This window comes from Lysinibacillus cavernae (assembly GCF_009724685.1).
In the GTDB taxonomy this organism is placed as follows: domain Bacteria; phylum Bacillota; class Bacilli; order Bacillales_A; family Planococcaceae; genus Lysinibacillus; species Lysinibacillus cavernae.
Genome location: NZ_WMEF01000001.1, coordinates 158495 through 181685 on the forward strand (window position 1 = coordinate 158495; position 23191 = coordinate 181685).

The window sequence follows — 23191 nt, forward strand, 5'->3', positions numbered from 1 at the left end:
ATGTCCCATTTTGCCCTAGGACTCTCCCCTGATATCAATTTCTCTCAATAAGCACAACAAAACAAATCGTCTCAAAAGTATGATTGTACTTTTGAGACGATTTCAGCGTAGCTACTAATTCATAGCTTATTTTAAGTTATAGAATGATTTTAAACCAAGGTACTCAGCTGTTGAACCAAGTTGATCTTCAATGCGAAGAAGTTGGTTATATTTAGCTACACGGTCTGTACGTGATGGAGCACCCGTTTTAATTTGACCAGCGTTTGTTGCAACTGCGATATCAGCAATTGTTGCATCTTCTGATTCACCTGAACGGTGAGAGATAACTGCTGTGTAGCCTGCACGTTTCGCCATTTCAATCGCTTCAAACGTTTCTGTTAATGTACCGATTTGGTTAACTTTGATAAGGATCGCATTCCCTACGCCTTGCTCAATACCAGCCGATAATTTTTTCGTATTTGTTACAAATAGGTCATCACCTACTAATTGTACGCGACTACCGATACGATCCGTTAATAGCTTGTGTCCAGCCCAGTCATTTTCGTCTAAGCCGTCTTCAATTGAAATAATTGGGTATTTGTTTGTTAACTCTTCGTACCAATCAACCATTTCTTCAGAAGTTTTCACAACACCTTCACCATCTAAGTGATATTTGCCGTCTTCTTTATTAAATAGTTCAGATGATGCTACGTCCATCGCAAGTTTCACTTCTTCGCCTGGTTTGTAGCCTGCTTTTTCAATCGCTTCTAAGATGACAGTGATCGCTTCTTCGTTAGAGCCAAGGTTTGGTGCGAAACCACCTTCGTCACCTACTGCTGTGTTATAGCCTTTTGCTTTAAGTACTGCCTTTAAGCTGTGGAAAATTTCAGCGCCAATACGTAATGCATGACGGAAAGATTCTGCACCAACAGGCATAACCATGAATTCTTGAATGTCTACATTGTTATCTGCGTGAGCGCCACCATTTAAAATGTTCATCATAGGTACTGGTAATTGTTTTGAGTTAAACCCACCAAGATATTGATAAAGAGGTACGTCTAAATAATCTGCCGCAGCATGTGCAACTGCCATGGATACACCTAGAATTGCGTTGGCACCTAGCTTGCCTTTATTTTCTGTGCCATCTAGCTCGATTAAAGCTTTGTCAATGACAACTTGGTCAAGAACTGAATAGTTACCTTCTAATTCTTGCGCAATAATTGTGTTAACATTTTCAACTGCTTTTAATACACCTTTGCCTAGGTAACGAGAATTGTCACCATCGCGTAATTCTACCGCTTCGTATTCACCTGTTGATGCACCTGATGGTACGATTGCGCGTCCAAATGCGCCTGATTCTGTAAATACTTCAACCTCTACTGTTGGGTTCCCACGTGAGTCTAAAACTTCGCGCGCATAAATCTGTGTAATAAATGGCATAATTAATTCTCCTCTTTTTCAATTAATGATTGTCCTGTCATTTCAGTAGGTTGTGACACCTCTAATAATTCTAACATGGTTGGCGCTAAATCGGCTAAAATGCCACCATTTCTTAACACTATATTTGGTTTTGTCACAATTACTGGAACAGGATTAGTTGTATGAGCTGTCATTGGCTCCCCAGCTAAAGTTAATACTTCATCAGAGTTACCATGGTCAGCTGTAATAATAGCTGCGCCACCTTTTGCAAGGAGAGCATCTACTACTTTCCCTAGACATTCATCTACTGCTTCAATGGCTTTTATAGTTGGCTCAAGCATTCCACTATGACCAACCATATCAGGGTTAGCAAAGTTAAGAATAATGCCATCAAATTTATCAGCCGCTATTTCTGCTAGCAATGCTTCTGTCACCTCATAGGCTGACATTTCAGGTTTTAGATCGTATGTGGCAACCTTTGGAGATGCAATTAAAATACGTTCTTCACCCGGGAATTTTTCCTCACGTCCACCACTCATAAAGAATGTAACGTGTGGATATTTTTCTGTTTCGGCAATGCGTAACTGTGTTTTTCCATTCATTGCTAATACTTCACCAATCGTATTTTTCAAGTTGTCATTTTCATAGGCAACCTGTGCATTGACCTCGTCACTATAATGTGTGAAGGATACAAGCTTTAAATTCTTTGGATGCTTCGCAGATACAGCAAAACCATCAAATGTTTGATTTGTGAATACTGTTGATAGCTGAATGGCACGATCAGGACGGAAATTAAAGAAAATAACTGCGTCATTATCGTTTATCGTCGCCACTGGCTCACCATGCTCTTGAATGCTAAATGGAATGACAAATTCATCTGTTACTTCACGTTCATAGGATGCAGCAACGCCACTTTTTGCACTTTCTGCTGTTTGCCCAACACCATCGACAAGTACATTATAAGTGAGTGCAACACGGTCCCAACGTTTATCACGGTCCATCGCATAGTATCGTCCATGAATAGAAGCAAATTGACCTACACCAATTTCAGCCATTTGTTTTTCTGTTTCTTCGATATAGTCTAATGCTGTTGTTGGTCCAACATCTCGACCATCTAAGAAGCCATGTACGAAAACGTCTTCTAAGCCCTGTTGTTTAGCTAGCTTTAAAAGAGCAAACATATGCTCATAATGACTATGAACACCACCATCTGATAATAGGCCCATAACATGTAGTTTCGACTGATGAACTTTTACATATTCAATAGCGTCTAAAAATGCTTGATTTGTATAAAAATCGCCTTCACGAATTGATTTATTTAGGCGTGTTAAGCTTTGATATATAATACGTCCCGCACCGATATTTAGATGCCCCACCTCTGAATTCCCCATTTGTCCTTCTGGTAATCCAACGGCTTCTCCTGATGCTGTTAATGAGGCATGAGGGAACTGGCTCCAATATCGATCAAAATTTGGCTTGTTCGCCTGCGCTACTGCATTTCCAAATGTTTCATCTCGAAATGCAAAGCCATCTAAAATAATTAATGCTACTGGCTTTTTAGGCATTTGCTGCCGCCTCCAATAATGTTAAATAAGATTCTGGTTGTAGGCTTGCTCCACCAACTAATGCACCATCAATATGTTCTTTCGATAAAAGCTCCTGAATGTTGTCAGGCTTGACGCTTCCACCATATTGAATGCGAACAGCATTTGCCGTTTTAGCATTGTATAGCTCTTCGATTACTCCTCGAATCGCTCCACATACTTGATTTGCATCGTCTGCCGTAGCTGTTTTACCAGTACCAATCGCCCAAATCGGTTCATACGCAATGACCATATGCTCTACTTGCTGTGCTTCAAAACTAGCAAGTGCCGCTTTAATTTGACCCGCAACCTTTTGCTCTGTCGTGCCTGCTTCACGTTCTTCCAGCGTTTCGCCGCAGCAAATAATTGGCACGATACTATGTGCGAGTGCTGCTGCTACCTTTTTATTAATCCCTTCATCTGTTTCATTGTAATATTCACGACGTTCTGAGTGACCTAAAATGACATAATCTACTTCTACACTCGCTAGCTGTGATGGGCTAATTTCACCAGTAAAGGCACCTTCATTTTCATAGTGCATTGTTTGTGCACCAATCGCTAACTCTGACTCACTAGCAACCTGCACAAGTGTAGGTAGATAAAGAGCTGGTGCGCAAACAACAGCATCTACTTTGTCATTGGAAGGAAGTTTATCCTGTACGGCATCTACAAACTGAATAGCTTCTTCAAATGTCTTAAACATTTTCCAGTTCCCTGCAATAATTGGTTTACGCATCATTTTGCCTCCGATTGTTTATTTATCGTTTAGTGCTACAATCCCTGGAAGCTCTTTGCCTTCCATTAATTCTAGGGAAGCACCGCCGCCTGTAGAAATGTGATTCATTTTATCTGCTACTTCAAATTTTTCAACAGCAGCTGCAGAATCACCTCCACCGATTACTGTATAACCTGTTGTTGTCGCCATTGCGTCAGCAACCGTTTTTGTACCGCTCGCAAATTTATCCATTTCAAAGACACCCATTGGGCCGTTCCAAATGATTAATTTAGAGTTTTTGATTACTTCTGCGTAGTTAGCAGCCGTTTTTGGTCCTATGTCTAGACCCATCCAATCAGCTGGAATAGCGTCTACATCAACAACTTGTGTTTCAGCATCTTTTGAAAATTCATTCGCCACTACAGCATCAATTGGCATATGTAATTGCACGCCTTTTGCTTTTGCTTTTTCAATAAAGGATTTTGCTAGCTCAATTTTATCTTCTTCTAACAAAGATTTACCGATATCGTAGCCCTGTGCCTTGATAAATGTAAAGGATAGTCCGCCACCGATAATTAAGTGATCTACTTTTTCTAATAAACTTTCGATAACACCAATTTTATCTTTTACTTTGGCACCACCGATAATCGCTGTAAATGGATGTTCAGGGTTCGATAATGCTTTGCCCAGTACATCTAATTCCTTTTGCATTAGGAAACCAGATACAGCTGGAATATGCTTAGCAATCCCTTCTGTAGTAGCATGTGCACGGTGAGCTGCACCGAAAGCATCATTAACATAAATATCAGCTAGTTGAGCAAACTGTTGTGCTAATGCTGGATCATTTTTCTCTTCGCCTGCATGGAAACGCACGTTTTCAAGTAGCACAATGCCCCCATCTTGCATGTTCGCAATAGCTTCTTCCACCGCTAGCCCAATTGATTCATCTAGCTTTGTAACAGGCTTGCCCATTAATTCAGCTAAGCGAATACCAACTGCTGTTAAGCGCATGTCCTCTTTTACCTCACCCTTTGGACGTCCTAAGTGAGAAGCTAAAATTACTTTGGCACCTTGCTCTACTAAATACTCAATTGTAGGAATGGCTGCACGAATACGTGTTTCATCTGTAATTTCACCATCTGCCATTGGTACATTAAAATCTACACGTACAAAAACGCGTTTACCTTTTACATCAATATCTTTCATTGTCTTCTTATTTAACATGAAGAAACTCCCTTCAAAGTTCGTTTTAGTCTTACATCTTTGTGTTTTACCCATCTTGGCTCCACACCATGCTTACTAAATAGAAAAGGCACTTTGCACTTTTTTGGTACATCATCTAGAAGGAAGAAGAATCCCCAACTTTTGATAATGAACCCTAATACTTGTTTTTATAGTAGCAAAAGTTAAGTGTAATGTCTTGCAATTGCTTGATCGTGTATAAAAAGAGAGTAAGGGGTAAAATCCCTTACTCTCTTTACCCTTGTATATTATATCTATTCGATATTATAAAGGCTATACTTTTTGTGCATAAAAAGCAGTATTATGTCACACTTTTTACTCAAAATGTCGAAATATGATACTTATTTATGGTTTAAACCTTGCTCAGCAATATATAAAGCTAAGTCCATTAAGCGAGTAGAGTAACCAATTTCGTTATCATACCAAGCAAGTACCTTCACCATTTTGTTTTCTAACACCATTGTTGAAAGACCATCTACAGTAGATGAATAATGGTTACCATTATAATCAATTGATACTAATGGCAGTTCATTGTAATCTAAAATGCCTTTTAATTCATTTTCAGAAGCTTCTTTTAATACCGCATTGATTGACTCTTTTGTTACTTCTGCATTTAATTCTACGACTAAGTCCACACATGATACGTTTGGTGTTGGTACACGCATAGAGAAACCATCTAGCTTACCTTTTAATTGTGGTAATACTTTTGAAACAGCTACCGCTGCACCTGTTGTTGTTGGTATCATAGACACTGCTCCTGCACGTGCACGACGTGGGTCAGAGTGTGGGAAATCTAGAATTCGTTGGTCATTTGTATAAGAGTGAATTGTTGTCATCATACCGCGTTCAATGCCAAATTTTTCATCTAACACTTTTGCTACTGGTGCAAGACAGTTTGTTGTACATGAAGCATTTGAGATGACATCATCAGTTGCTGGATTATAGTCCTTGTGGTTTACACCCATGACAAACGTAGGCATTGCCCCTTTAGCTGGCGCAGATAGAATTGCTTTCTTCGCACCTGCTTCAATATGTTTGCCTACTTCTTCCATTGAACGGAATCGACCCGTACATTCAAGAACTACGTCTACACCTAATTCACCCCATGGTAATTGTGCTGGATCTTTTTCAGCATATACTTTTACGCGTTGACCATTTACTACGAAAGAATCTTCATCTGCATTGACTTCAGCATCATAGATACCGTGGACTGAATCATATTTCAATAAGTGTGCAAGCTGACCAGCATCTGTTAAGTCGTTTACGGCTACTACTTCAAATTCATCATGCTTCATTGCCTCACGAAATACTAAACGTCCAATACGTCCAAATCCATTAATCGCTAATTTTAATGCCATTGTTAATTCCTCCAATAATGTGTATTATCTGCCTCTAATGAATAGAGACATTAAATTTGCTTTATGCTCATTCAAAAAGTGTTGAAACACTTTCTGAGAAAGAGTGACTTGATTGGTACTGTCCCATCATTCAAGATGGTTGTCTTCTATAGAAGATAAATTGGCAGCAATTGCTTTTGCCGCTGCTTCATCTGTTATAAATATTGTTTGCTTTGGTGCCACTTTAAAATAAGAAAGCATGGCATTGACCTTTTGTTTTCCTGCTGCAACTGCAATGACTTGCTGACTGTTTTTTACCTGCTCAAGTTGAATACCGATCGTGCGAATACGATGTACGATTTCTCCTTCAGCGTTAAAGTAATAACCAAAAGCTTCACTTACGGCGCCCTTCTCCTCTAGAATTCGCAAATCCTCTGGAGATGAGTTACGACGAATCGCCATTTCCTCAGCAGAGCCAATTCCATGAATAACACAATCTGCTTGATCATAAAATGCCATCATTTCAGTTACCATCGGCTCTGTTAGCATCGCTTGATAAGCTTGCTCACTTAAATGCTCTGGTAAAAACAATGTACGGTATTGTGCCTCCATCTGCGTGGCAAATGTTGCAACAAGCGTATTAGCTTGCATTTGCATCTCATGTCCAATCCCTCCACGTGCAGCAACAAAAGTAATATCCTTTTGTATTTCTAGTGGATGTAAAAATTGTGCAAGAGAGCCGACAGATTTACCGCCAGTGACAGCTACTACCTGCTCATCAAAAGCCGCGGACATAAATTGGAGTGCCGCTTCTTTGCCAAGCAAGGTTAGGATCGTATCGTCTTCATTGTAATCCCCAGGAACAACAACTACTCGTTGTATGCCAAAATGGTTTTCAAGCACTTTTGCAAGCTGGGTTAGACCAGACCATTCGTAAACGATGGCTCTTAATTTTTCAATAACTAATTCACCATCATCTGTACATACCATACCCGACTTTTGCGAATCTAATAACCCTTGTTCACGTAAAATGTCAGTTTCTTTGCGTATTTCTCTTTCTGTCATTTTCAATGAATCTGCGAGTGTGCGTCGTCCGATGGGCTGCGTGAGTTGAACGGCTTGCAAAATTCGATATCTTGATTGCAGAAGCGGATACATTTCAGGAAGTAGCCTTTGCTGTGCCTCTGGAACAGTTAACATATTTATCTACTCCCTTATCAATAGTCGTGGGTCATAATTTATCCCACTATATAATTTTGTGTCCCACTTATGGTTTTATTATAATACGCTTTGTTTTAAAGCGCAAGTAATTGTATAGTTTTGGATTAAAAAAAGCCTCGCAGCCATGAAAACAGCTACGAGACTTTGATGAGCTTATTTTGTGAAAGATAAAATCGCGTTCTTCTTAAATCCTTCTAAAGCTTTTGTTGCTTCACTTTTATTTGTAAATTCAAAAATACGAACATCCTTTTTCTCAAATACTGTAATAACCCACATTGTAAAATCTCCCTTCACAACATTCATTTTTGTAATATAACAATCACTAAAATTTGTGATACTTTTGATAAACTGTTTTATAACAACTTCTTACTTGATACCTATTCTACTCCGATTTTTAATAAAAGAAAGTCCAATGTGAAGGTCTTCACAAACTGTTCAAATTCAAAACGCTTTCATTGAACAATTTGTGAATTGTGTGAATCACAGCTAATATTAGAGAAATTTTTACCGTTAATAACTTTTTACACGTTTGCTTAATTAACTACCTAAATGCTCCATCAACGTGGCATAATCCAGATTGCCATACTGGATTACAACGCCATCCTTTTCTACTACCGGAATCATGAGCATATATTTTTCGTGTATGTGATCATCCTGTTCAATATCAATCATGTCAATATCAAATGGTACATCTTCCTGTACAAGCTTTAATGTTTGCAATCCCTCTACACACAATGGACAATTTGCCCGACTAAAAAATTTTACAATCATGGATAGCACCTCCTTATTTTATTATAAACGAAAGTACTAGCTAGAAGCCTCTTCTACTCATTGACAGCTTTTGAGTGAACATGGATGATGCCACTAGAATGTTTTTACCAGATTATAAAAGAGATAACCTTATTCGATTAAGTATCACTCAAGTGAATGAACACTTCATTCACAACGGTATTGCAGAACTAGCTCAGTGTATTTCTTCATTAGAACGGAAAAAGGCATTGTGTGCGAGCAAGCTGCACGTCAATGCCTTTTGTTTCATGTTATTTTAAATGACTGTCGAAGAATTTCACCATGGCATTATAGAAATCAATTTTGTTTTCTTCGTTCGCGAAGCCATGCCCTTCGTTATCCTTTAGCATATACTCTACGTCTACGCCTCTAGCACGCAAAGCTTCCACAATTTGATCCGATTCTGCTTTATTAACACGTGGATCGTTTGCACCTTGAGCGACAAACAAAGGTGTTTTTATTTTATCCGCATGGAAGACAGGTGAAACAGCTGTTAATAATTCTTTGTCCTTCTCTGGGTGACCTACTCGCTCATAAAACATGTTACGCATAGTTTCCCAGTATGGAGGAATCGTATCTAATAAAGTGAAAATGTTAGATACCCCTACATAGTCTACTGCCGCAGCATATAAATCTGGCGTATACGTAATACCCGCTAACGTTGCATAACCACCAAATGATGCTCCATAAATACCAATACGCTCGGGATCTGCGATGCCTTGGTCAATCGCCCATTGGACTCCATCTGTAATATCGTCTTGAATTTTTAACCCCCATTGCTTATTACCTGCCTGAAGGAATTCTTTCCCATAGCCAGTTGAGGAGCGGAAATTCACTTGTAGCACGGCATAACCTCTGTTTGCTAATAACTGTACTTCTGGATTGAAGCCCCACATATCACGAGCCCACGGTCCACCGTGTGGATTTACGATAAGAGGTAGATCTTTAGCTTCTTTATTTTTCGGTAAAGTTAAATAACCATTGATTGTTAAGCCATCTCGACTCTTATAAGAAATTGGATGCATTTCTGCAAGTTCCTCTGAGTTTAACCATGGACTTAAAGTGGCCAATTCTGTTAATTTGTCTGTAATTGAATCATAGTAATAATATTTTCCATAAACGGTGTCACTTGAAACACTCACAATAAATTTTGTCATCTCTTTATTGTAGTCATTGATCCCTAATTCACTTTCATGCACACCAAGTTTATTTTGAATTTTACGGAATAGTTTTTCAAAGTCCTGATCAAAGAATTGATAATGTGTTTTGTCAGTAATATAAGCACCATACAACAATTTATCTTGTTCAGCGTTATACAATACCCCCGAAACATCCACTTCATCATTGGACATAATTACTTCTTCATTCCCTTGCAAGTCATACTTCACTACTTCTACTTTGTCTCTGCCTTTGTTTGAGGTTGCATAAATAGATTTATTGTCTTTGGAGAATGCTAGTGGCATTACTTCATCCCCAGCCTTCATTTCAATAAATGGTTTGAATTCATCCTTTTCAGAATCTCGATAAAGGACAGTCCCTTCCACACCATCAGATGCAACCGCAATGCGTACATTTCCATTACGATCTGCTAACCAGCTTGTTACATTCCCTGGGTTTTTTGCAACATGAGTCGTCTCACCCGTCTTTACATTCAGCTTGTACACATCAAAAACAGTTGCATCCTCTTTATTCATCATAATTAGAATTTCGTCTTTAACACCTTGAAGGCTACTTAATATCCCTACTGTTACATTTGGATAAGGCGTTAAATCTTTTTCCACAGAGCCATTAAATGTTGTAGAATAAATATGGTAGTTTTCATCTCCACCTTTATCTTTTAAATAAAGTAGAGTATCATCTTTCCAGAAGAATCCTGCAATATCACGATCTTTTGAGCTTGAGACACGAACTGGCTCACTATCGTCATTCATTTTTTTCACAAATACATTCGAACGGCTCTCCCATGCTGAGGCAAACGTAATATAATTGCCATCAGGTGAAAGCTCATAGCCGAAATTTCCTGGATTTTTCATGAAGTCTTCAACAGAAGTTTCCTTTACACCTTCATGATTGGAACCATTTTTTATATTTTTTGCATTGCTTAACAGTTTCACTGCATCTTGTTTTGAAATAAAGTCAGTGCTCAATGACACATCCTTAAATAAACCTAGCTTATTTGCTTTCTCTAAATACTCAGCAAGTGAAGCTTCTTTTTCTTCTTTATTTAAAGCTCTTACTAAAATACGAGCCGCTTCATCCCGTTTAATCGACAAACTTAAATTTGTGAACTCCCCAGCCTTTACCCATGTATCAATAATTTGTTGACGCATTGCATCTGATCCATGCTGGAATGTTAAAGTTGTTACAGATAAATTTAAAAATTCCTGTGCAGACATATGTTCCTCTTGTGCTAGTACGACACTGTTTGTTTCGTTGGCAGCGCGTACTTCTTGCATTGTTACAGGAATAACAGCAGATGTTGTTAAAATAATTGCTAATGATGCAGATAAAAACCTTTTTTTCAAAATGATTCCTCCCTATATCAGTTTACGTTATATCGAAAGTCGATATATTCAAATTATACCAATTTTTGTATTATTGTCAATGATTGATATTTTTTAATGATCATTACTTTTTTTCACTCATAATGAAAGCGAACTAAACAATTAGTTCGCTCTTGTTTTTGAAAAAAGGTGATGTCAACGGCAGAAACAGCCATTTTGAAAGGCGAGGGGTTGATTTCCGTTCCGCCAGCGTCCTTTCCAGGGGGCGTCCGATGAGCCGCTTCACTCACTGCGTTCGCTCCAGGGTCTCAGCTGTGACGCTAAATCCCCTAGGAGTGACGCTGGCTCCACTCCAATCAACCATGTGGCAAAAGAGTCTTTTCCTTATCTTTTATACTAGCCCTAGATTATTTGTATAATTAAAAAAAGGATAAGCTCTTATTTTCAATGTAGAGAAGTGAATAGTGACAACACCACCTCTCCATAAAATGAATAGTGAATACCTACATTTTATTTGAAAACCTTTGCTAAAAAGTTAACATTTTGTGAGTTGGAGTGGAAGGCTACTTGACTCCCGTGGGATAGCGAGACAGGCGAGCCCCTGCACGGAGCGGTAGCGGAGGAAGCGGCTCGGCGCTCGCCCACAGGAAAGCAAGTAGCCTGCAACGGAAAGTCATTTTCACCTTTCACAATATTTCTATTGATCGTTTGGTTTTATAACACTATGAAGCGAACTAAACAATTAGTTCGCTAGGTATTACTATTAAAATTTTCGGCTTGCTCCTCCGCCTGCGGAAGAGCCACCACCGAACCCACCAAAGCCACCTGGGTAACCACCATAGCCTCCAGCTCGTGGACCTCCGCCACCTTTCGAAAAGAACGAATAAATAATGATAACTACGATAATGATTAAAATAATTAACCAAGTTGGCATGTCTTCATCTTCGTTTGCTCCTGCTGGTAATTCACCATTCCAGTTATATTCTTCGGCAACAGCGCGAAATACTTCAGCATACGTAGCTTGAAACGCTTGATCAATGTCACCCGTACTAGCAGAAGGGTAAAATGCATGATCTAAAATACGTCCTAATTTACCATCAGGTAAAGGGCCCTCTAATCCTTGACCAACAGCTATTACTACATCATTCTTTCCTTCGCCTTGCCCAAATGTGGCTAAAATTAAGACACCGTTATTTTTTTCTTTATCACCTATCCCCCATGAACGAATCATTTTTGTTGCATACATTTTCGACTCTTGTTCATGAAGACTATCAATTGTTACAACCATGATTTCAGCACTTGTGCCTTTATCTAACTGCTCTGAGTATTGGTTTAATTCTTTTTTCAAATTGGCAGATAAAACATTGGCAAAGTCATGTACATACGTATTTTTCATTGGTGATGGCATAGCTGCTTTCGTCATATTCGTAAAAAAAAGAAGCGCTGAACAAATGACGATCATCTGTACAATGCGACGTTTCATTATTGTGTACCTGATTGACTAAAATCGATAGATGGTACCTTGTCAGCTCCTGCCGCTGCTTTAAAATATTCTTTTTGTTCAAACCCAAACATTCCTGCGATTATATTACCTGGGAAACGTTTAACTTGTTTATTAAATTGTTGTACCTCATTATTGTAATCCTCGCGTGCTACAGCCAAGCGATTTTCAGTGCCTGCTAGCTCATCCATCAACTGACGGAAATTGGCATCTGCCTTTAAGTTAGGGTAACTTTCAACAACTACAAGTAAACGGCTAAGTGCACCCGTTAAAGCATCATTTGCAACAGCTTGCTCCTTAGGTGTGTTAGCACTGCCCATTTGCGCACGTGCCTCCGTAATATTTGTAATCACCTCTTGTTCATGATTCGCATAGCCTTTCACAGATTCAACCAAATTGGGAATTAGATCGAAGCGACGTTGGAGTTGATTTTCAACTTGAGCCCATTTAGAATCAACATTTTCCTCTGCTGTCACCAATCTATTATATTTAGGAATGAATAATAAGGCGAATACAATAAGAATGATGATAAGTATCCCAATTGGTCCAAGCCATTTTTTCAATTCTAAAACCTCCTCAACTTGCATTTCCTTATGGCATTAGTCTATATTTTTGTCTTTACATTTATACCGTATGAATTTCACTTGACTCGACATACTAAATACTGCAACAAAATATCATTGAGGAGGCGTTTTTTTTGTCACAATCGTTTTACAATGAATCATCAAATCAAACAAATTTCAATCAACAACATAGTCTAAATCATGGTGGTCATGAGATGATGGACATGCATGAAACAATTGGCGAAATTATTGCAGGTATGAACCAATCCATTATTTTACGTCCACAAGTGAAAGATCCGGAATTACTCACTATTTTGGATCGCCAATATAATTTCACTTTAGGTATGTACAATACAATTGTAGAGTCCTTTAAAACAGGGCATGACCCTTCTGTTCCAACTGGACGATACCAAATGGAAACAGGCAATGATTTTAAATACGGTTTAACTCCAGGGCAACCGAAAAAGCCAATGCAAAATGCCAATGAAATTAATGATGAAGCCATTTCCGGTTTCTTACTAGGTGCTCAAAAGGGAGCAGCAAAATGTATGACTGCTGCCGCAACGGAAACGACAAACCCTGTCGTTCGTCGTGTTGTTGCTGATAGTATTCCCAACTGCATTGAAATGGCATACGAATTATCCATTTACCAAAATAAACATGGTTATTATCAAGTACCTCAGTACTCTCAACAAGATATGCAAACCATGCTTAATGCATACGACACAACTACTAATCCCCTTCATTAAAAAACAGTCCATGGTGATAAATTCTCACCATGGACTGTTTTAACAAGATAAACTCTAATTATAGTACCTTTCCTAAAAACGCCTTTGTGCGCTCACTTTGCGGATTACCAAACAATTCCTCTGGTGAGCCTTCTTCTACGATATACCCTCCATCCATAAAGACTACTCTATCGCCAACTTCACGAGCAAAGCCCATTTCGTGCGTTACAACAATCATTGTCATCCCTTCAGCAGCTAGATTTTTCATAACATCTAGCACTTCCTTCACCATTTCAGGATCAAGTGCCGAAGTAGGCTCATCAAATAAAATAGCTTTTGGTTTCATTGCCAAGGCACGTGCAATAGCTACACGCTGTTGTTGACCACCTGATAGCTGCTCAGGATAATTATAGGCCTTGCTGTCGAGCCCTACCTTTTTCAATAACTCATGTCCTAGTTCTTCAGCCTCTGAACGACTCATTTTCCGAATTTGCATAGGTGCCATCGTAACATTATCGATAACAGTCATATGTGGGAACAAGTTAAATTGTTGAAACACCATACCAACTTCTGCTCGAATTTCATTGATATTCGTTTTCGGATCATTAATCTGCACATTTTCAATATAAATTGCCCCATCTGTTACTTCTTCTAGCATATTAATGCATCGTAAAAATGTACTTTTCCCTGAACCTGACGGCCCAATCACACAAACAACTTGTTTTTCTTGGATTTCATAATCGATTCCTTTTAATACTTCAAGCTTGCCAAAATATTTGTGTAGGTTCTCAATTTTTATCATCTTGCTTCCCGCCCTTCTGCCTTACGAGGGACATAACTATTGCTAAATCGTTTCTCGATATATGCGACAATCTTTGTTACACCATACGTTAAAACTAAATATAGTAATGCAGCAACAATATACGGTTCCCAGAAGCGGAAGCTTGCACCAGCTACAACCTTACTAGCATATAAAATATCTGGTGCCGCAATAACTGTTACTAATGATGAATCCTTTAATAATGCGATGAATTCATTCCCTAAAGGTGGAATCATACGTCTAAATGCTTGTGGTAAAATGACCTTACGCATTGCTTGATTATGTGTTAACCCAAGAGAACGAGCTGCCTCCATTTGCCCCTTTGCAATACTTTGAATACCTGCACGGAAAATTTCCGCATTGTAAGCAGCACAGTTTAAAATAAGCGCTGTTATCCCTGACACCATATATCCTAAAGAATGGCCAAAGATGGTTGGAATAACTGCTAAATGAATTAACAAAATTTGCACAAGCATCGGTGTTCCACGGAATAAATCGATATATAGTTTAGATGGCCAATAAATCCATTTTTTACTCGATAATTTCCCTAGGCCTAAAAATAGCCCTAATAGAATACCTCCAAAATAACCACTAAGTGTCAAAATAAGTGTTACGCCAATACCTCGTATAAACATATCTCGGTAGTTCCAGACAATGTCCCAGCGTAAGTCAAAGATGTCCATCCGAAAACCCCATTCCCCTTTAAAGTTACGAAAATTAAATGAGCCGCTAGCACAGTGACTATGCTAGTGGCATCACCATTTATTGATTACTAAAAATCAGTACCTGTAATTTCTTTTAATTTACCGTTCTCTTTAATCTTTTTAAGACCTTCATTTAATTTATCTAATAGCTCTTTATTACCTTTTTGAACCATAAAACCGTAGTGCTCTTTTTCGAATGCATCATCTTCTATTACTTTAAGTTTTTGATCTGGGTGCGCTTTAATATATTCATAAACTACTGCATTATCCCCAATAGCTGCGTCAACGTTACCGTTTAGCATCTCTTGAATAGCGATTGGTTGACTTTCAAATGCCATAATATTTGTACTTGCTTCACCTTGTAGCTTTTTCGCAGCCATATGACCAGTAGCATTAATTTGTACAGATACCTTTTTATCTTTTAGTTCATCTAGCGATTTAATCTTTGAATCCTCTTTTACAACGATCAACAATTGAGATTCATAGTATGGCTCTGTAAAGTCAAATGATTCTTTACGTTCTTCAGTAATTGTAATCCCAGAAGCACCGATATGCGTTTCACCGTTTTTAATTGTTTGGAATACTGGCTCCCAACCAATATTATTCCACTCTACTTCAAAGTCCATTTCATCAGCAATTGCTTGTAAAATATCGACATCAATCCCTACAATTTTCCCTTTATCGTCAACAGATTCAAATGGTGCGAAAGTTGCCTCTGTACCTACTTTATATACTTTCTTGCCATCTCCTCCATCTTCTGAAGGTGTGCCACCTGAAGATGCATCATCCTTTGCACCACATCCTGCAAGGGCTAATGTTAAAGCTGCTATAACCATCAGTAACATCCACGCTGTTTTTTTCATTGTATTTCCCCCTATTTCGATAATTTTCCGAAATGCGCATTATTTTTCGCAATTCGGAAATGTTAGACTATTAGGTCAATTATATTAACATTATAGTATTTAGACAACAACTTTTCGCATAAAACTAAATATTTTTTAATATTAATTAATAATAAACTCATATAAATAGAAAAAATATGTATTAATAACAAAAAACTAAACCTAAAACTAATATATATACAATGTAAACCATTCTAAAATTCGATGAATTTTGGCAAAAAAAAAAAGAATCCCCTCAGAAAGGATTCTTTTTTTCGACTATTACTAGTCTTCACGTACAGTATGTTCACTAAAAAATAATTTGGAGTTGTTGCTTTTTTGAAGGTTTGAAAGGCATAAATAGGGGAATAATGCCAAATAGGGCAGTCTTCCCTTTATTTTCCCTCTCCATCTCCAGTAAGCAGGCTGCTAAACTACTTATTAGGAGATCAAGCTATAACAGTATTTCTATATTCAGTAAAATGGCGCCCTCGGAGGGAATCGAACCCCCAGTGCAAGAACCGGAATCTTACGTGTTATCCATTACACCACGAGGGCAAAAGACACAAAAAAAAAAGTACTCACTCTAGGCTTACAAAAAGCATGATGTAGATAACCCTCATTTTTGAAGCATACCTGCAAAATAGTGTCCTGTACTTTAAATTTATAACCTTACTTATTATACAAACCTATCGTATATATTTCAACCATAGAATGCAAAAATAATTTATTTTTTTATTTCACTTTAGCAGGGTTAATATTTGACCTTCCCTGACTATAATGTGTATGATAAGGATACAGCTGAAATAACAATGGAAATTTTCAGCAAAGGTATTCGAATTTAGTTTTTTAAGGAGGATTTAACATGAATTTAATTCCTACAGTTATTGAACAAACAAGTCGTGGTGAACGTGCATATGATATTTACTCACGTCTACTTAAAGACCGTATTATCCTTTTAGGAAGCGCAATTGACGACAATGTTGCTAACTCCATTGTCGCACAACTTCTTTTCCTACAAGCAGAAGATCCAGATAAAGATATCTCTCTTTACATTAATTCACCAGGTGGATCAATTACGGCTGGTATGGCTATTTATGACACAATGCAAATTATTAAACCTCAAGTGCAAACAATTTGTATTGGTATGGCCGCTTCAATGGGTGCTTTCCTACTTGCAGCTGGTGAACCTGGTAAACGTTTTGCATTACCAAATGCAGAAGTAATGATTCACCAACCACTAGGTGGTGCTCAAGGTCAAGCAACAGAAATTGAAATCGCTGCTAAACGTATTTTGTTCTTACGTGAAAAATTAAATAGCATTTTATCTGAACGCACTGGTCAACCACTTGAAGTCATTTCAAGAGACACAGATCGCGATAACTTCATGACTGCTGAGCGTGCAAAAGAATATGGTTTAATCGACCACATTATGCACCGTAGCGATAATAAATAATAAAAGAGAAGGCATCACAGAGTTACTCTGTGATGCCTTCATGTTGTTGAAAAAAGGTGATGGCAACGGCAGAAACAGCCATTTTGAAAGGCGAGGGATTGATTTCCGTTCTGCCAGCGTCCTTTCCAGGGGGCGTCCGATGAGCCACTTCACTCACTCCGTTCGCTCCAGGGTCTCAACTGTGACGCTAATCCCCTAGGAGTGACGCTGGCTCCACTCCAATCAACCATTCTGCAAAAGTGTCTTTTCCTTACTTTCATACGAGACGTAGTAAACAAAATAACCCATTATTTGTATGATTAGAGAAAGGATAGCCCCTTATTTACAATGTGGAGAAGTGATGAGTGACCCCCCTCCATAAAGAGTAGTGAATACCTTCACTTTATTTGAAAACCTTTGCTAAAAAGAAACATTTTTATGGATTGGAGTGGAAGGCTACTTGACTCCCGTGGGATAGCGAGACAGGCGAGCCCCTGCACAGAGCGGTAGCGGAGGAAGCGGCTCGGCGCTCGCCCACAGGAAGCCTTGCTCTACGCGAAAGCGAAGCGTCAGCGACAAAGCAAGTAGCCTGCAACGGAAATCCATTTTCACCTTTCACAAAAATTCTATTGGTGGTTTTGTTTTTCAACACTACGAAGGCATCACAGATTTACTCTGTGATGCCTTTTGTTGTTCGATGCTAATAAGATTGTTAGTCTTCGTTTTCAATAATTGTTGCCAATGCTGTAACCGCTTGCTCAGCATCACTGCCTTCACTACTTAAAGAAACCTCAGTACCTTTAGCAACAGCCAAGCTCATGACACCCATAATGGATTTGGCATTGACTTTTTTCTCATCCTTTTCTAGAAAGATATCAGCACTAAAGCGATTTGCTTCCTGCACAAATAGTGCTGCTTGTCTAGCTTGTAGTCCTAATTTTAATTTAACCTGGACTCTTCTCTCAATCATTCACAAAACTCCCCTTCACTACCGTTCATCTATTAGTTTTATCTTACCTTACTTACTAGCAAAAGAACAATAAGCGATTAGCATGACATTCATACCTGAAAAGTATGAAAACTTAACCACCTATTTTTTCACCGCGTCTTAATGCATCCGCAATCTCATCAATTTTTCTTAATCGATGGTTAACGCCTGACTTACTTACCGTTCCACTTGATACCATTTCTCCAAGTTCTTTTAACGTAACATCTTGGTACTCTACACGAAGACGTGCTATTTCACGAAGCTTCTCTGGTAGTTGATCAAGGCCAATTGAATTTTCAATAAATCGAATATTTTCTACCTGTCGTAATGCTGCACCAATGGTTTTGTTTAAATTGGCTGTTTCACAGTTCACAATACGGTTGACACTATTGCGCATGTCTCGCAATATCCGAACATCTTCAAACTTCATCATTGCCTGATGAGCACCTACAATATTAAGGAAATCTGAAATTTTTTCTGCTTCTTTTAAATAAGTAACAAAACCTTTTTTGCGTTCGATTGTTTTGGCATTGAGTTCAAATTCATTCATTAAATCCATTAATGCTTCACCATGCTCTTTATATAAAGAATAAATCTCTAAATGGTAGGCTGATGTTTCTGGATTGTTGACAGAACCGCCTGCTAAAAACGCACCTCTTAAATACGCTCTTTTTTGGCCACTCTTTTTAATGAGTTTTCTTGAAATTGTATGGTTAAATTGAAAGTCGTCTGAGATGATTTCTAAATCAATTAACAGCTCGCGTGCACCTTCTCTTACACGACATATATATACGTTATTTTTTTTGAGTCGCATTTTTTTGCGAACAAGTAATTCTACATTGTACGGATACAATTTTTTCATTATCGTATATAGTCTTCTAGCAATTGCAGCATTTTCAGTCTGCACGTCTAAGCTTAGTTGTTTATTTGCAAAGGATAATGAACCATTCATACGAATTAGGGCAGAAACTTCTGCTTTCATACAATGATTGTCCGCTTCTATTTGCGTTAATTCCTTTTTTGTTTCAGAAGCAAAAGACATATCATGCCCCCCTTTCAATCATGTTTTCTATGTATATGTTCATCTTACCATATACGATAGACGCATTATGTTTCTATAATTGGTCCTCTTACTTTTTGATGGTAAATATCCGCATAATCTACCAGCCATTCTGCAACATTGGTAGCGTTATGTCGAACGGTCCCATCTGGACGAATCGTAGCGATGTCACGTTTAATGACCTCTAAGCCCATACTTTCAAGCTTTGCGACATCAAATGTCACTGGTTCCGCTCTCTCTTCTTTATACAATTCTTTTACAGGGTTAGGGAGTTCTTCTTCGTTTACTAAAATTGAATCAATAAAGTCGTTGCCAACATGCTTATGTATGGCTGTTACATGATCGCCTGCTGTATAAGAAATCGTTTCACCTTTTTGTGTCATTAAATTACAAACATATATTTTTCTTCCTTTTGCTTTAACAACAGCTTCTCCTATCTCTTTAACAAGCAGATTTGGAATAATACTTGTGTATAAGCTTCCTGGGCCAATTAAAATATAGTCTGCACGATGAATAGCACGAATGGCTTCTGGTAACGGTTGCACATTTTCGGGTACTAAAAAAACGCGATCGATGCGCTTGGACGCTGTTGGTATTTTTGATTCTCCTTCAATAATTGAACCGTCATCTAACACAGCATGTAAGTTTATTTTTTTATTTGCAGCTGGTATGACGCGACCATGAACTTTTAAAACTTTTCCCATCTCGCTGATTGCATGATTAAAATCTCCCGTAATATCAGTAAGTGCTGTTAGCATCAAGTTCCCTAAGGAATGACCTCTTAAATCCTCAGATGCTGAAAAGCGATATTGGAACATTTGCTCTACAAGTGGTTCAATATCTGATAATGCAGCAATCACATTGCGAACATCACCAGGTGGTGGAATATCATAGTCATCACGTAATCGGCCTGAAGAACCACCATCATCTGCTACTGTCACAATAGCAGTAATATCAAATGGGTGGTGCTTCAGCCCGCGAAGTAATGTGGAAAGCCCTGTGCCACCACCTATTACAACAAGCTTTGGTTGCTTTTTCCCCATTCACTCATTCCTTTCTACGATTAATATCACGATGCGTAATAACCGTATTTTCCTTGCCCGCAAAATATGCCCCAAAAAACTCTGCTAATGTTACTGAGCGATGCTGACCTCCAGTACAACCAAAAGCAATGACGAGCTGTGATTTGCCTTCTTGTCGATAAAGAGGAATCATAAAGTCCAACAAATCCGTTAGTTTTTGTATGAGTATTTGCGTATCTTCCAAAGCTAAAACATAAGAAGATACCTCTGTTTGAAGACCCGTTTTCGGACGTAGCTCCTCCACATAATATGGATTTTTAAGAAAACGAACATCGAACACTAAGTCTGCATCAATTGGCATACCGTGCTTAAAGCCAAAGGACATAATGTTAACGGTAAAAATAGTATCTGCCTCACTAGCAAATTCTTTGACAATCCTTTCACGCAGCTGCTTTGGTTTCATGTTAGATGTGTTATAAACAAAATTAGCACGGCCCTTTACTTCAGATAAAAGCGCTCGTTCTTGTTTAATTCCATCAAGAGGTAAACCATTTACCGCTAATGGATGGGCACGTCTTGTCTCCTTATAGCGTCTTACTAAAGTGGCATCGTCTGCATCTAAAAATAATATACGAGCAACAATATCGCCTTCTTTTAGTATATGGTCTAACGCCCCAATAAGAGCATCAAAAAAGTCGCCACCACGCATATCCATTACGGCCGCAATACGCGTACTATTTTTACCAGAATCTCTTAGCAGAGTTAAAAAAGTTGTAAGTAACGCAGGTGGTAAATTATCAATACAGTAATACCCTAAATCTTCAAAGCTTTGAATAGCTACGGTCTTCCCAGCCCCAGACATTCCTGTAATAATAACCAATTCATGTGTACTTTGTTGGCCTTCAACCACCACTGTCATGCAACTCCTTTATTGTTCTTTTGATATTTGTATTTTCTGATGAAGTAATTCAAAATTCGTCGTATAGTCAAACGTACCATACTGAATGCCTGATTGCGATACGGCGAATTGTAAATTAGTTCGATCTCCTTCAGCCATTGGCAAATGTGCTAAATCCTCTACTGGGTGCCATGCAAGCTTGCCTTCTCTAGTTTCTTCAAAGGGTATTCCTTCTACATCCTTTGCAACAAATGTATAGAGCATCCATTCATCCACAACATCATCGTTTTCTATAATAACCATCGTATAAACACCCTTTAAATGAACATTCATAGGTGTAACATTTGTCTCTTCTTGGAACTCACGTACAGCAGCTTCAAAGATGGACTCGCCGCTCTCCATTTTCCCTCCTGGAGCAACGTACCATCCTCGTCTTGGTTTCTGAAGTAATAATACTTTACCGTTTTTTACGGCAATTAAATTTGCAATTCTTTGCATAGGCACACCTCTAATCACTTTTGCATTCTACTCTCCATTATAGCAAGACCACGCAAGATTTGTCCTCAATTACTACTCTCTTCCCAAGACAATTAACAATTTAGTTTTATTCAATAGCAGTGATTTAAATTCGGGCGAAATTTACGATTCTTTATAATATTTCTTTTTCATTTTATACAAATAAAAAAGTAGGTTGCTCCCACCTAATTGAGGCGGAAACAACCTACTAAACAAAATAAAAGGGGGATTGCTAATTACACTTTAAATCATACACCTTTTATATGTCATTCAAGTTACAGCAATATTAAAACCACATTAAAATTGTATATTTTTCCTTAAAATAGCCAAGTTATGCGTTAATTTTCTCTAATAACTCTTCTACATAATGTTGTACAGCTTGTGCGGCAATACTGCCATCACCAGTCGCTGTAACAATTTGACGAAGTGATTTTTCACGGACATCTCCAGCAGCAAAGATACCAGGGATTTTTGTTTCCATATTGTCATTTGTCAAAATATAGCCTGCATCATTTAAAATGCCTAATGACTCAAATGGTTTTGTTAAAGGCAACATACCTATATAAACAAAGACACCATCAGCTGCAAATTCAGATTCAGTACCATCAATAGTAGATTGTAGTGTTACACTCCCTACTTTACCATTAGCTTCATTAATTTCTTTTACAGTTGCATTCCAAATGAAATCGATTTTCTCATTGGCAAATGCTCGATCTTGTAGAATTTTTTGTGCACGTAATTTATCACGACGGTGGACAATTGTTACTTTATCAGCAAAGCGTGTTAAATAGACACCTTCTTCAACAGCTGAATCTCCGCCACCTACAACAACTAGATTTTTTTGTTTAAAGAACGCACCATCACATACTGCACAATAGCTGACACCACGGCCACCAAGCTCTTTTTCACCAGGCACACCCATTTTTTTATACTCTGCACCTGTTGTAATAATAATGGCACGTGTTTTATATTCTTTTGCACCCGATTTAATTGTTTTATAATCTTCACCGTCGATGATTTCTGATACATCACCATAGGCATATTCAGCACCAAATTTTTTAGCATGTTCAAACATTTTTGTAGAAAGCTCAGGCCCTAAAATCGTGTCAAAACCTGGGTAATTTTCTACTTCTTCTGTGTTTGCCATTTGTCCACCAGGGATACCACGTTCAATCATTAATGTTGACAAATTTGCACGAGATGTATAAACAGCTGCAGTCATCCCAGCAGGACCTGCACCAATTATTACTACATCATAAATTTTTTCTTCCGACATAAATACTTCC

At 38.3% G+C, this 23191-nt stretch carries 23 protein-coding genes and 1 tRNA gene; 2 read left to right on the top strand and 22 right to left on the bottom strand.

What is annotated here, in order from left to right:
* Positions 1-126 precede the first annotated feature (126 nt).
* From eno to GJU32_RS00820, 11 genes are all read right to left on the bottom strand, one after another.
* Positions 127-1419 carry a phosphopyruvate hydratase gene (gene eno / locus GJU32_RS00775; RefSeq protein ID WP_155590056.1) on the bottom strand — a complete coding sequence of 431 codons (1293 nt, stop codon included), beginning with the start codon at positions 1417-1419 and terminating at the stop codon, positions 127-129.
* 2 nt (positions 1420-1421) lie between these two features.
* Positions 1422-2963 carry a 2,3-bisphosphoglycerate-independent phosphoglycerate mutase gene (gpmI, locus tag GJU32_RS00780; RefSeq protein WP_155590057.1) on the bottom strand — a complete coding sequence of 514 codons (1542 nt, stop codon included), beginning with the start codon at positions 2961-2963 and terminating at the stop codon, positions 1422-1424.
* A complete protein-coding gene (gene tpiA, locus GJU32_RS00785) occupies positions 2956-3717 on the bottom strand; it encodes a triose-phosphate isomerase (protein WP_155590058.1) in 762 nt (253 codons plus the stop codon). The genes gpmI and tpiA overlap by 8 nt, the downstream gene beginning before the upstream one ends.
* Before the next feature lie 18 nt (positions 3718-3735).
* On the bottom strand, positions 3736-4920 hold the full coding sequence (locus GJU32_RS00790; protein WP_155590059.1) for a phosphoglycerate kinase: 1185 nt from the start codon (positions 4918-4920) through the stop codon (positions 3736-3738).
* Positions 4921-5279: 359 nt separating this feature from the next.
* Positions 5280-6296, bottom strand: coding sequence for a type I glyceraldehyde-3-phosphate dehydrogenase (gene gap / locus GJU32_RS00795; protein ID WP_155590060.1), 1017 nt, complete (start codon positions 6294-6296; stop codon positions 5280-5282).
* A gap of 126 nt (positions 6297-6422) precedes the next feature.
* A complete protein-coding gene (locus GJU32_RS00800; RefSeq protein ID WP_155590061.1) occupies positions 6423-7475 on the bottom strand; it encodes a sugar-binding transcriptional regulator in 1053 nt (350 codons plus the stop codon).
* 174 nt (positions 7476-7649) lie between these two features.
* Positions 7650-7799, bottom strand: a complete 150-nt coding sequence (locus tag GJU32_RS22995) for a hypothetical protein (RefSeq protein WP_196426587.1) — start codon at positions 7797-7799, stop codon at positions 7650-7652.
* Between the two features lie 234 nt (positions 7800-8033).
* Positions 8034-8267: a glutaredoxin family protein gene (locus GJU32_RS00805; RefSeq protein WP_155590062.1), complete on the bottom strand. Its 234-nt coding sequence runs from the start codon at positions 8265-8267 to the stop codon at positions 8034-8036.
* 269 nt (positions 8268-8536) lie between these two features.
* A complete protein-coding gene (locus GJU32_RS00810; RefSeq protein WP_155590063.1) occupies positions 8537-10810 on the bottom strand; it encodes a S9 family peptidase in 2274 nt (757 codons plus the stop codon).
* Positions 10811-11552: 742 nt separating this feature from the next.
* Positions 11553-12272, bottom strand: coding sequence for a TPM domain-containing protein (locus GJU32_RS00815; RefSeq protein ID WP_155590064.1), 720 nt, complete (start codon positions 12270-12272; stop codon positions 11553-11555).
* Positions 12272-12853, bottom strand: coding sequence for a LemA family protein (locus tag GJU32_RS00820; RefSeq protein ID WP_155590065.1), 582 nt, complete (start codon positions 12851-12853; stop codon positions 12272-12274). Before GJU32_RS00820 ends, GJU32_RS00815 begins: the two co-directional genes overlap by 1 nt.
* Before the next feature lie 134 nt (positions 12854-12987).
* On the opposite strand from GJU32_RS00820, the gene GJU32_RS00825 reads away from it, so the two are divergent.
* Positions 12988-13602: a spore coat protein gene (locus GJU32_RS00825; RefSeq protein WP_155590066.1), complete on the top strand. Its 615-nt coding sequence runs from the start codon at positions 12988-12990 to the stop codon at positions 13600-13602.
* Positions 13603-13660: 58 nt separating this feature from the next.
* Here GJU32_RS00825 and GJU32_RS00830 read toward each other — a convergent pair whose 3' ends face one another.
* From GJU32_RS00830 to GJU32_RS00845, 4 genes are all read right to left on the bottom strand, one after another.
* Complete coding sequence (locus GJU32_RS00830; RefSeq protein WP_155590067.1) at positions 13661-14383, bottom strand: amino acid ABC transporter ATP-binding protein; 723 nt, start codon at positions 14381-14383, stop codon at positions 13661-13663.
* Entirely contained in the window at positions 14380-15084 is a 705-nt protein-coding gene (locus GJU32_RS00835) for an amino acid ABC transporter permease (protein ID WP_155590068.1), read from the bottom strand. The genes GJU32_RS00830 and GJU32_RS00835 overlap by 4 nt, the downstream gene beginning before the upstream one ends.
* Positions 15085-15173: 89 nt before the next feature.
* The gene (locus GJU32_RS00840; RefSeq protein ID WP_155590069.1) at positions 15174-15968 is read right to left on the bottom strand and encodes a basic amino acid ABC transporter substrate-binding protein; all 795 of its coding nucleotides are present in this window, start codon (positions 15966-15968) and stop codon (positions 15174-15176) included.
* Positions 15969-16469: 501 nt separating this feature from the next.
* Positions 16470-16544 (bottom strand) — tRNA-Arg (locus GJU32_RS00845).
* 307 nt (positions 16545-16851) lie between these two features.
* Between GJU32_RS00845 and clpP the strand changes: the two genes are divergently transcribed.
* Complete coding sequence (gene clpP, locus GJU32_RS00850) at positions 16852-17442, top strand: ATP-dependent Clp endopeptidase proteolytic subunit ClpP (protein WP_155590070.1); 591 nt, start codon at positions 16852-16854, stop codon at positions 17440-17442.
* 22 nt (positions 17443-17464) lie between these two features.
* Here clpP and GJU32_RS23515 read toward each other — a convergent pair whose 3' ends face one another.
* From GJU32_RS23515 to trxB, 7 genes are all read right to left on the bottom strand, one after another.
* A complete protein-coding gene (locus GJU32_RS23515; RefSeq protein ID WP_274381793.1) occupies positions 17465-17590 on the bottom strand; it encodes a hypothetical protein in 126 nt (41 codons plus the stop codon).
* A 543-nt stretch (positions 17591-18133) separates the two neighbouring features.
* A complete protein-coding gene (locus GJU32_RS00860; RefSeq protein WP_155590071.1) occupies positions 18134-18391 on the bottom strand; it encodes an HPr family phosphocarrier protein in 258 nt (85 codons plus the stop codon).
* Between the two features lie 112 nt (positions 18392-18503).
* On the bottom strand, positions 18504-19451 hold the full coding sequence (whiA, locus tag GJU32_RS00865) for a DNA-binding protein WhiA (RefSeq protein ID WP_036126718.1): 948 nt from the start codon (positions 19449-19451) through the stop codon (positions 18504-18506).
* 65 nt (positions 19452-19516) lie between these two features.
* Entirely contained in the window at positions 19517-20512 is a 996-nt protein-coding gene (locus GJU32_RS00870; RefSeq protein ID WP_155590072.1) for a gluconeogenesis factor YvcK family protein, read from the bottom strand.
* Between the two features lie 4 nt (positions 20513-20516).
* Positions 20517-21410 (bottom strand): RNase adapter RapZ, encoded by an 894-nt coding sequence (gene rapZ, locus GJU32_RS00875; RefSeq protein ID WP_155590073.1) that lies wholly within the window; start codon positions 21408-21410, stop codon positions 20517-20519.
* A 9-nt stretch (positions 21411-21419) separates the two neighbouring features.
* Complete coding sequence (locus tag GJU32_RS00880) at positions 21420-21887, bottom strand: NUDIX hydrolase (RefSeq protein WP_155590074.1); 468 nt, start codon at positions 21885-21887, stop codon at positions 21420-21422.
* Between the two features lie 349 nt (positions 21888-22236).
* Positions 22237-23181: a thioredoxin-disulfide reductase gene (gene trxB, locus GJU32_RS00885; protein WP_155590075.1), complete on the bottom strand. Its 945-nt coding sequence runs from the start codon at positions 23179-23181 to the stop codon at positions 22237-22239.
* Positions 23182-23191 lie beyond the last annotated feature (10 nt).

Excerpts from the sequence above, each read along its gene's own strand:
- eno (WP_155590056.1), bottom strand. The coding sequence starts at position 1,419 with ATGCCATTTATTACACAGATTTATGCGCGCGAAGTTTTAGACTCACGT.
- gpmI (WP_155590057.1), bottom strand. The coding sequence starts at position 2,963 with ATGCCTAAAAAGCCAGTAGCATTAATTATTTTAGATGGCTTTGCATTT.
- tpiA (WP_155590058.1), bottom strand. The coding sequence starts at position 3,717 with ATGCGTAAACCAATTATTGCAGGGAACTGGAAAATGTTTAAGACATTT.
- GJU32_RS00790 (WP_155590059.1), bottom strand. The coding sequence starts at position 4,920 with ATGTTAAATAAGAAGACAATGAAAGATATTGATGTAAAAGGTAAACGC.
- gap (WP_155590060.1), bottom strand. The coding sequence starts at position 6,296 with ATGGCATTAAAATTAGCGATTAATGGATTTGGACGTATTGGACGTTTA.
- GJU32_RS00800 (WP_155590061.1), bottom strand. The coding sequence starts at position 7,475 with ATGTTAACTGTTCCAGAGGCACAGCAAAGGCTACTTCCTGAAATGTAT.
- GJU32_RS22995 (WP_196426587.1), bottom strand. The coding sequence starts at position 7,799 with ATGAATGTTGTGAAGGGAGATTTTACAATGTGGGTTATTACAGTATTT.
- GJU32_RS00805 (WP_155590062.1), bottom strand. The coding sequence starts at position 8,267 with ATGATTGTAAAATTTTTTAGTCGGGCAAATTGTCCATTGTGTGTAGAG.
- GJU32_RS00815 (WP_155590064.1), bottom strand. The coding sequence starts at position 12,272 with ATGAAACGTCGCATTGTACAGATGATCGTCATTTGTTCAGCGCTTCTT.
- GJU32_RS00830 (WP_155590067.1), bottom strand. The coding sequence starts at position 14,383 with ATGATAAAAATTGAGAACCTACACAAATATTTTGGCAAGCTTGAAGTA.
- GJU32_RS00835 (WP_155590068.1), bottom strand. The coding sequence starts at position 15,084 with ATGGACATCTTTGACTTACGCTGGGACATTGTCTGGAACTACCGAGAT.
- GJU32_RS00840 (WP_155590069.1), bottom strand. The coding sequence starts at position 15,968 with ATGAAAAAAACAGCGTGGATGTTACTGATGGTTATAGCAGCTTTAACA.
- clpP (WP_155590070.1), top strand. The coding sequence starts at position 16,852 with ATGAATTTAATTCCTACAGTTATTGAACAAACAAGTCGTGGTGAACGT.
- GJU32_RS00860 (WP_155590071.1), bottom strand. The coding sequence starts at position 18,391 with ATGATTGAGAGAAGAGTCCAGGTTAAATTAAAATTAGGACTACAAGCT.
- whiA (WP_036126718.1), bottom strand. The coding sequence starts at position 19,451 with ATGTCTTTTGCTTCTGAAACAAAAAAGGAATTAACGCAAATAGAAGCG.
- GJU32_RS00870 (WP_155590072.1), bottom strand. The coding sequence starts at position 20,512 with ATGGGGAAAAAGCAACCAAAGCTTGTTGTAATAGGTGGTGGCACAGGG.
- rapZ (WP_155590073.1), bottom strand. The coding sequence starts at position 21,410 with ATGACAGTGGTGGTTGAAGGCCAACAAAGTACACATGAATTGGTTATT.
- GJU32_RS00880 (WP_155590074.1), bottom strand. The coding sequence starts at position 21,887 with ATGCAAAGAATTGCAAATTTAATTGCCGTAAAAAACGGTAAAGTATTA.
- trxB (WP_155590075.1), bottom strand. The coding sequence starts at position 23,181 with ATGTCGGAAGAAAAAATTTATGATGTAGTAATAATTGGTGCAGGTCCT.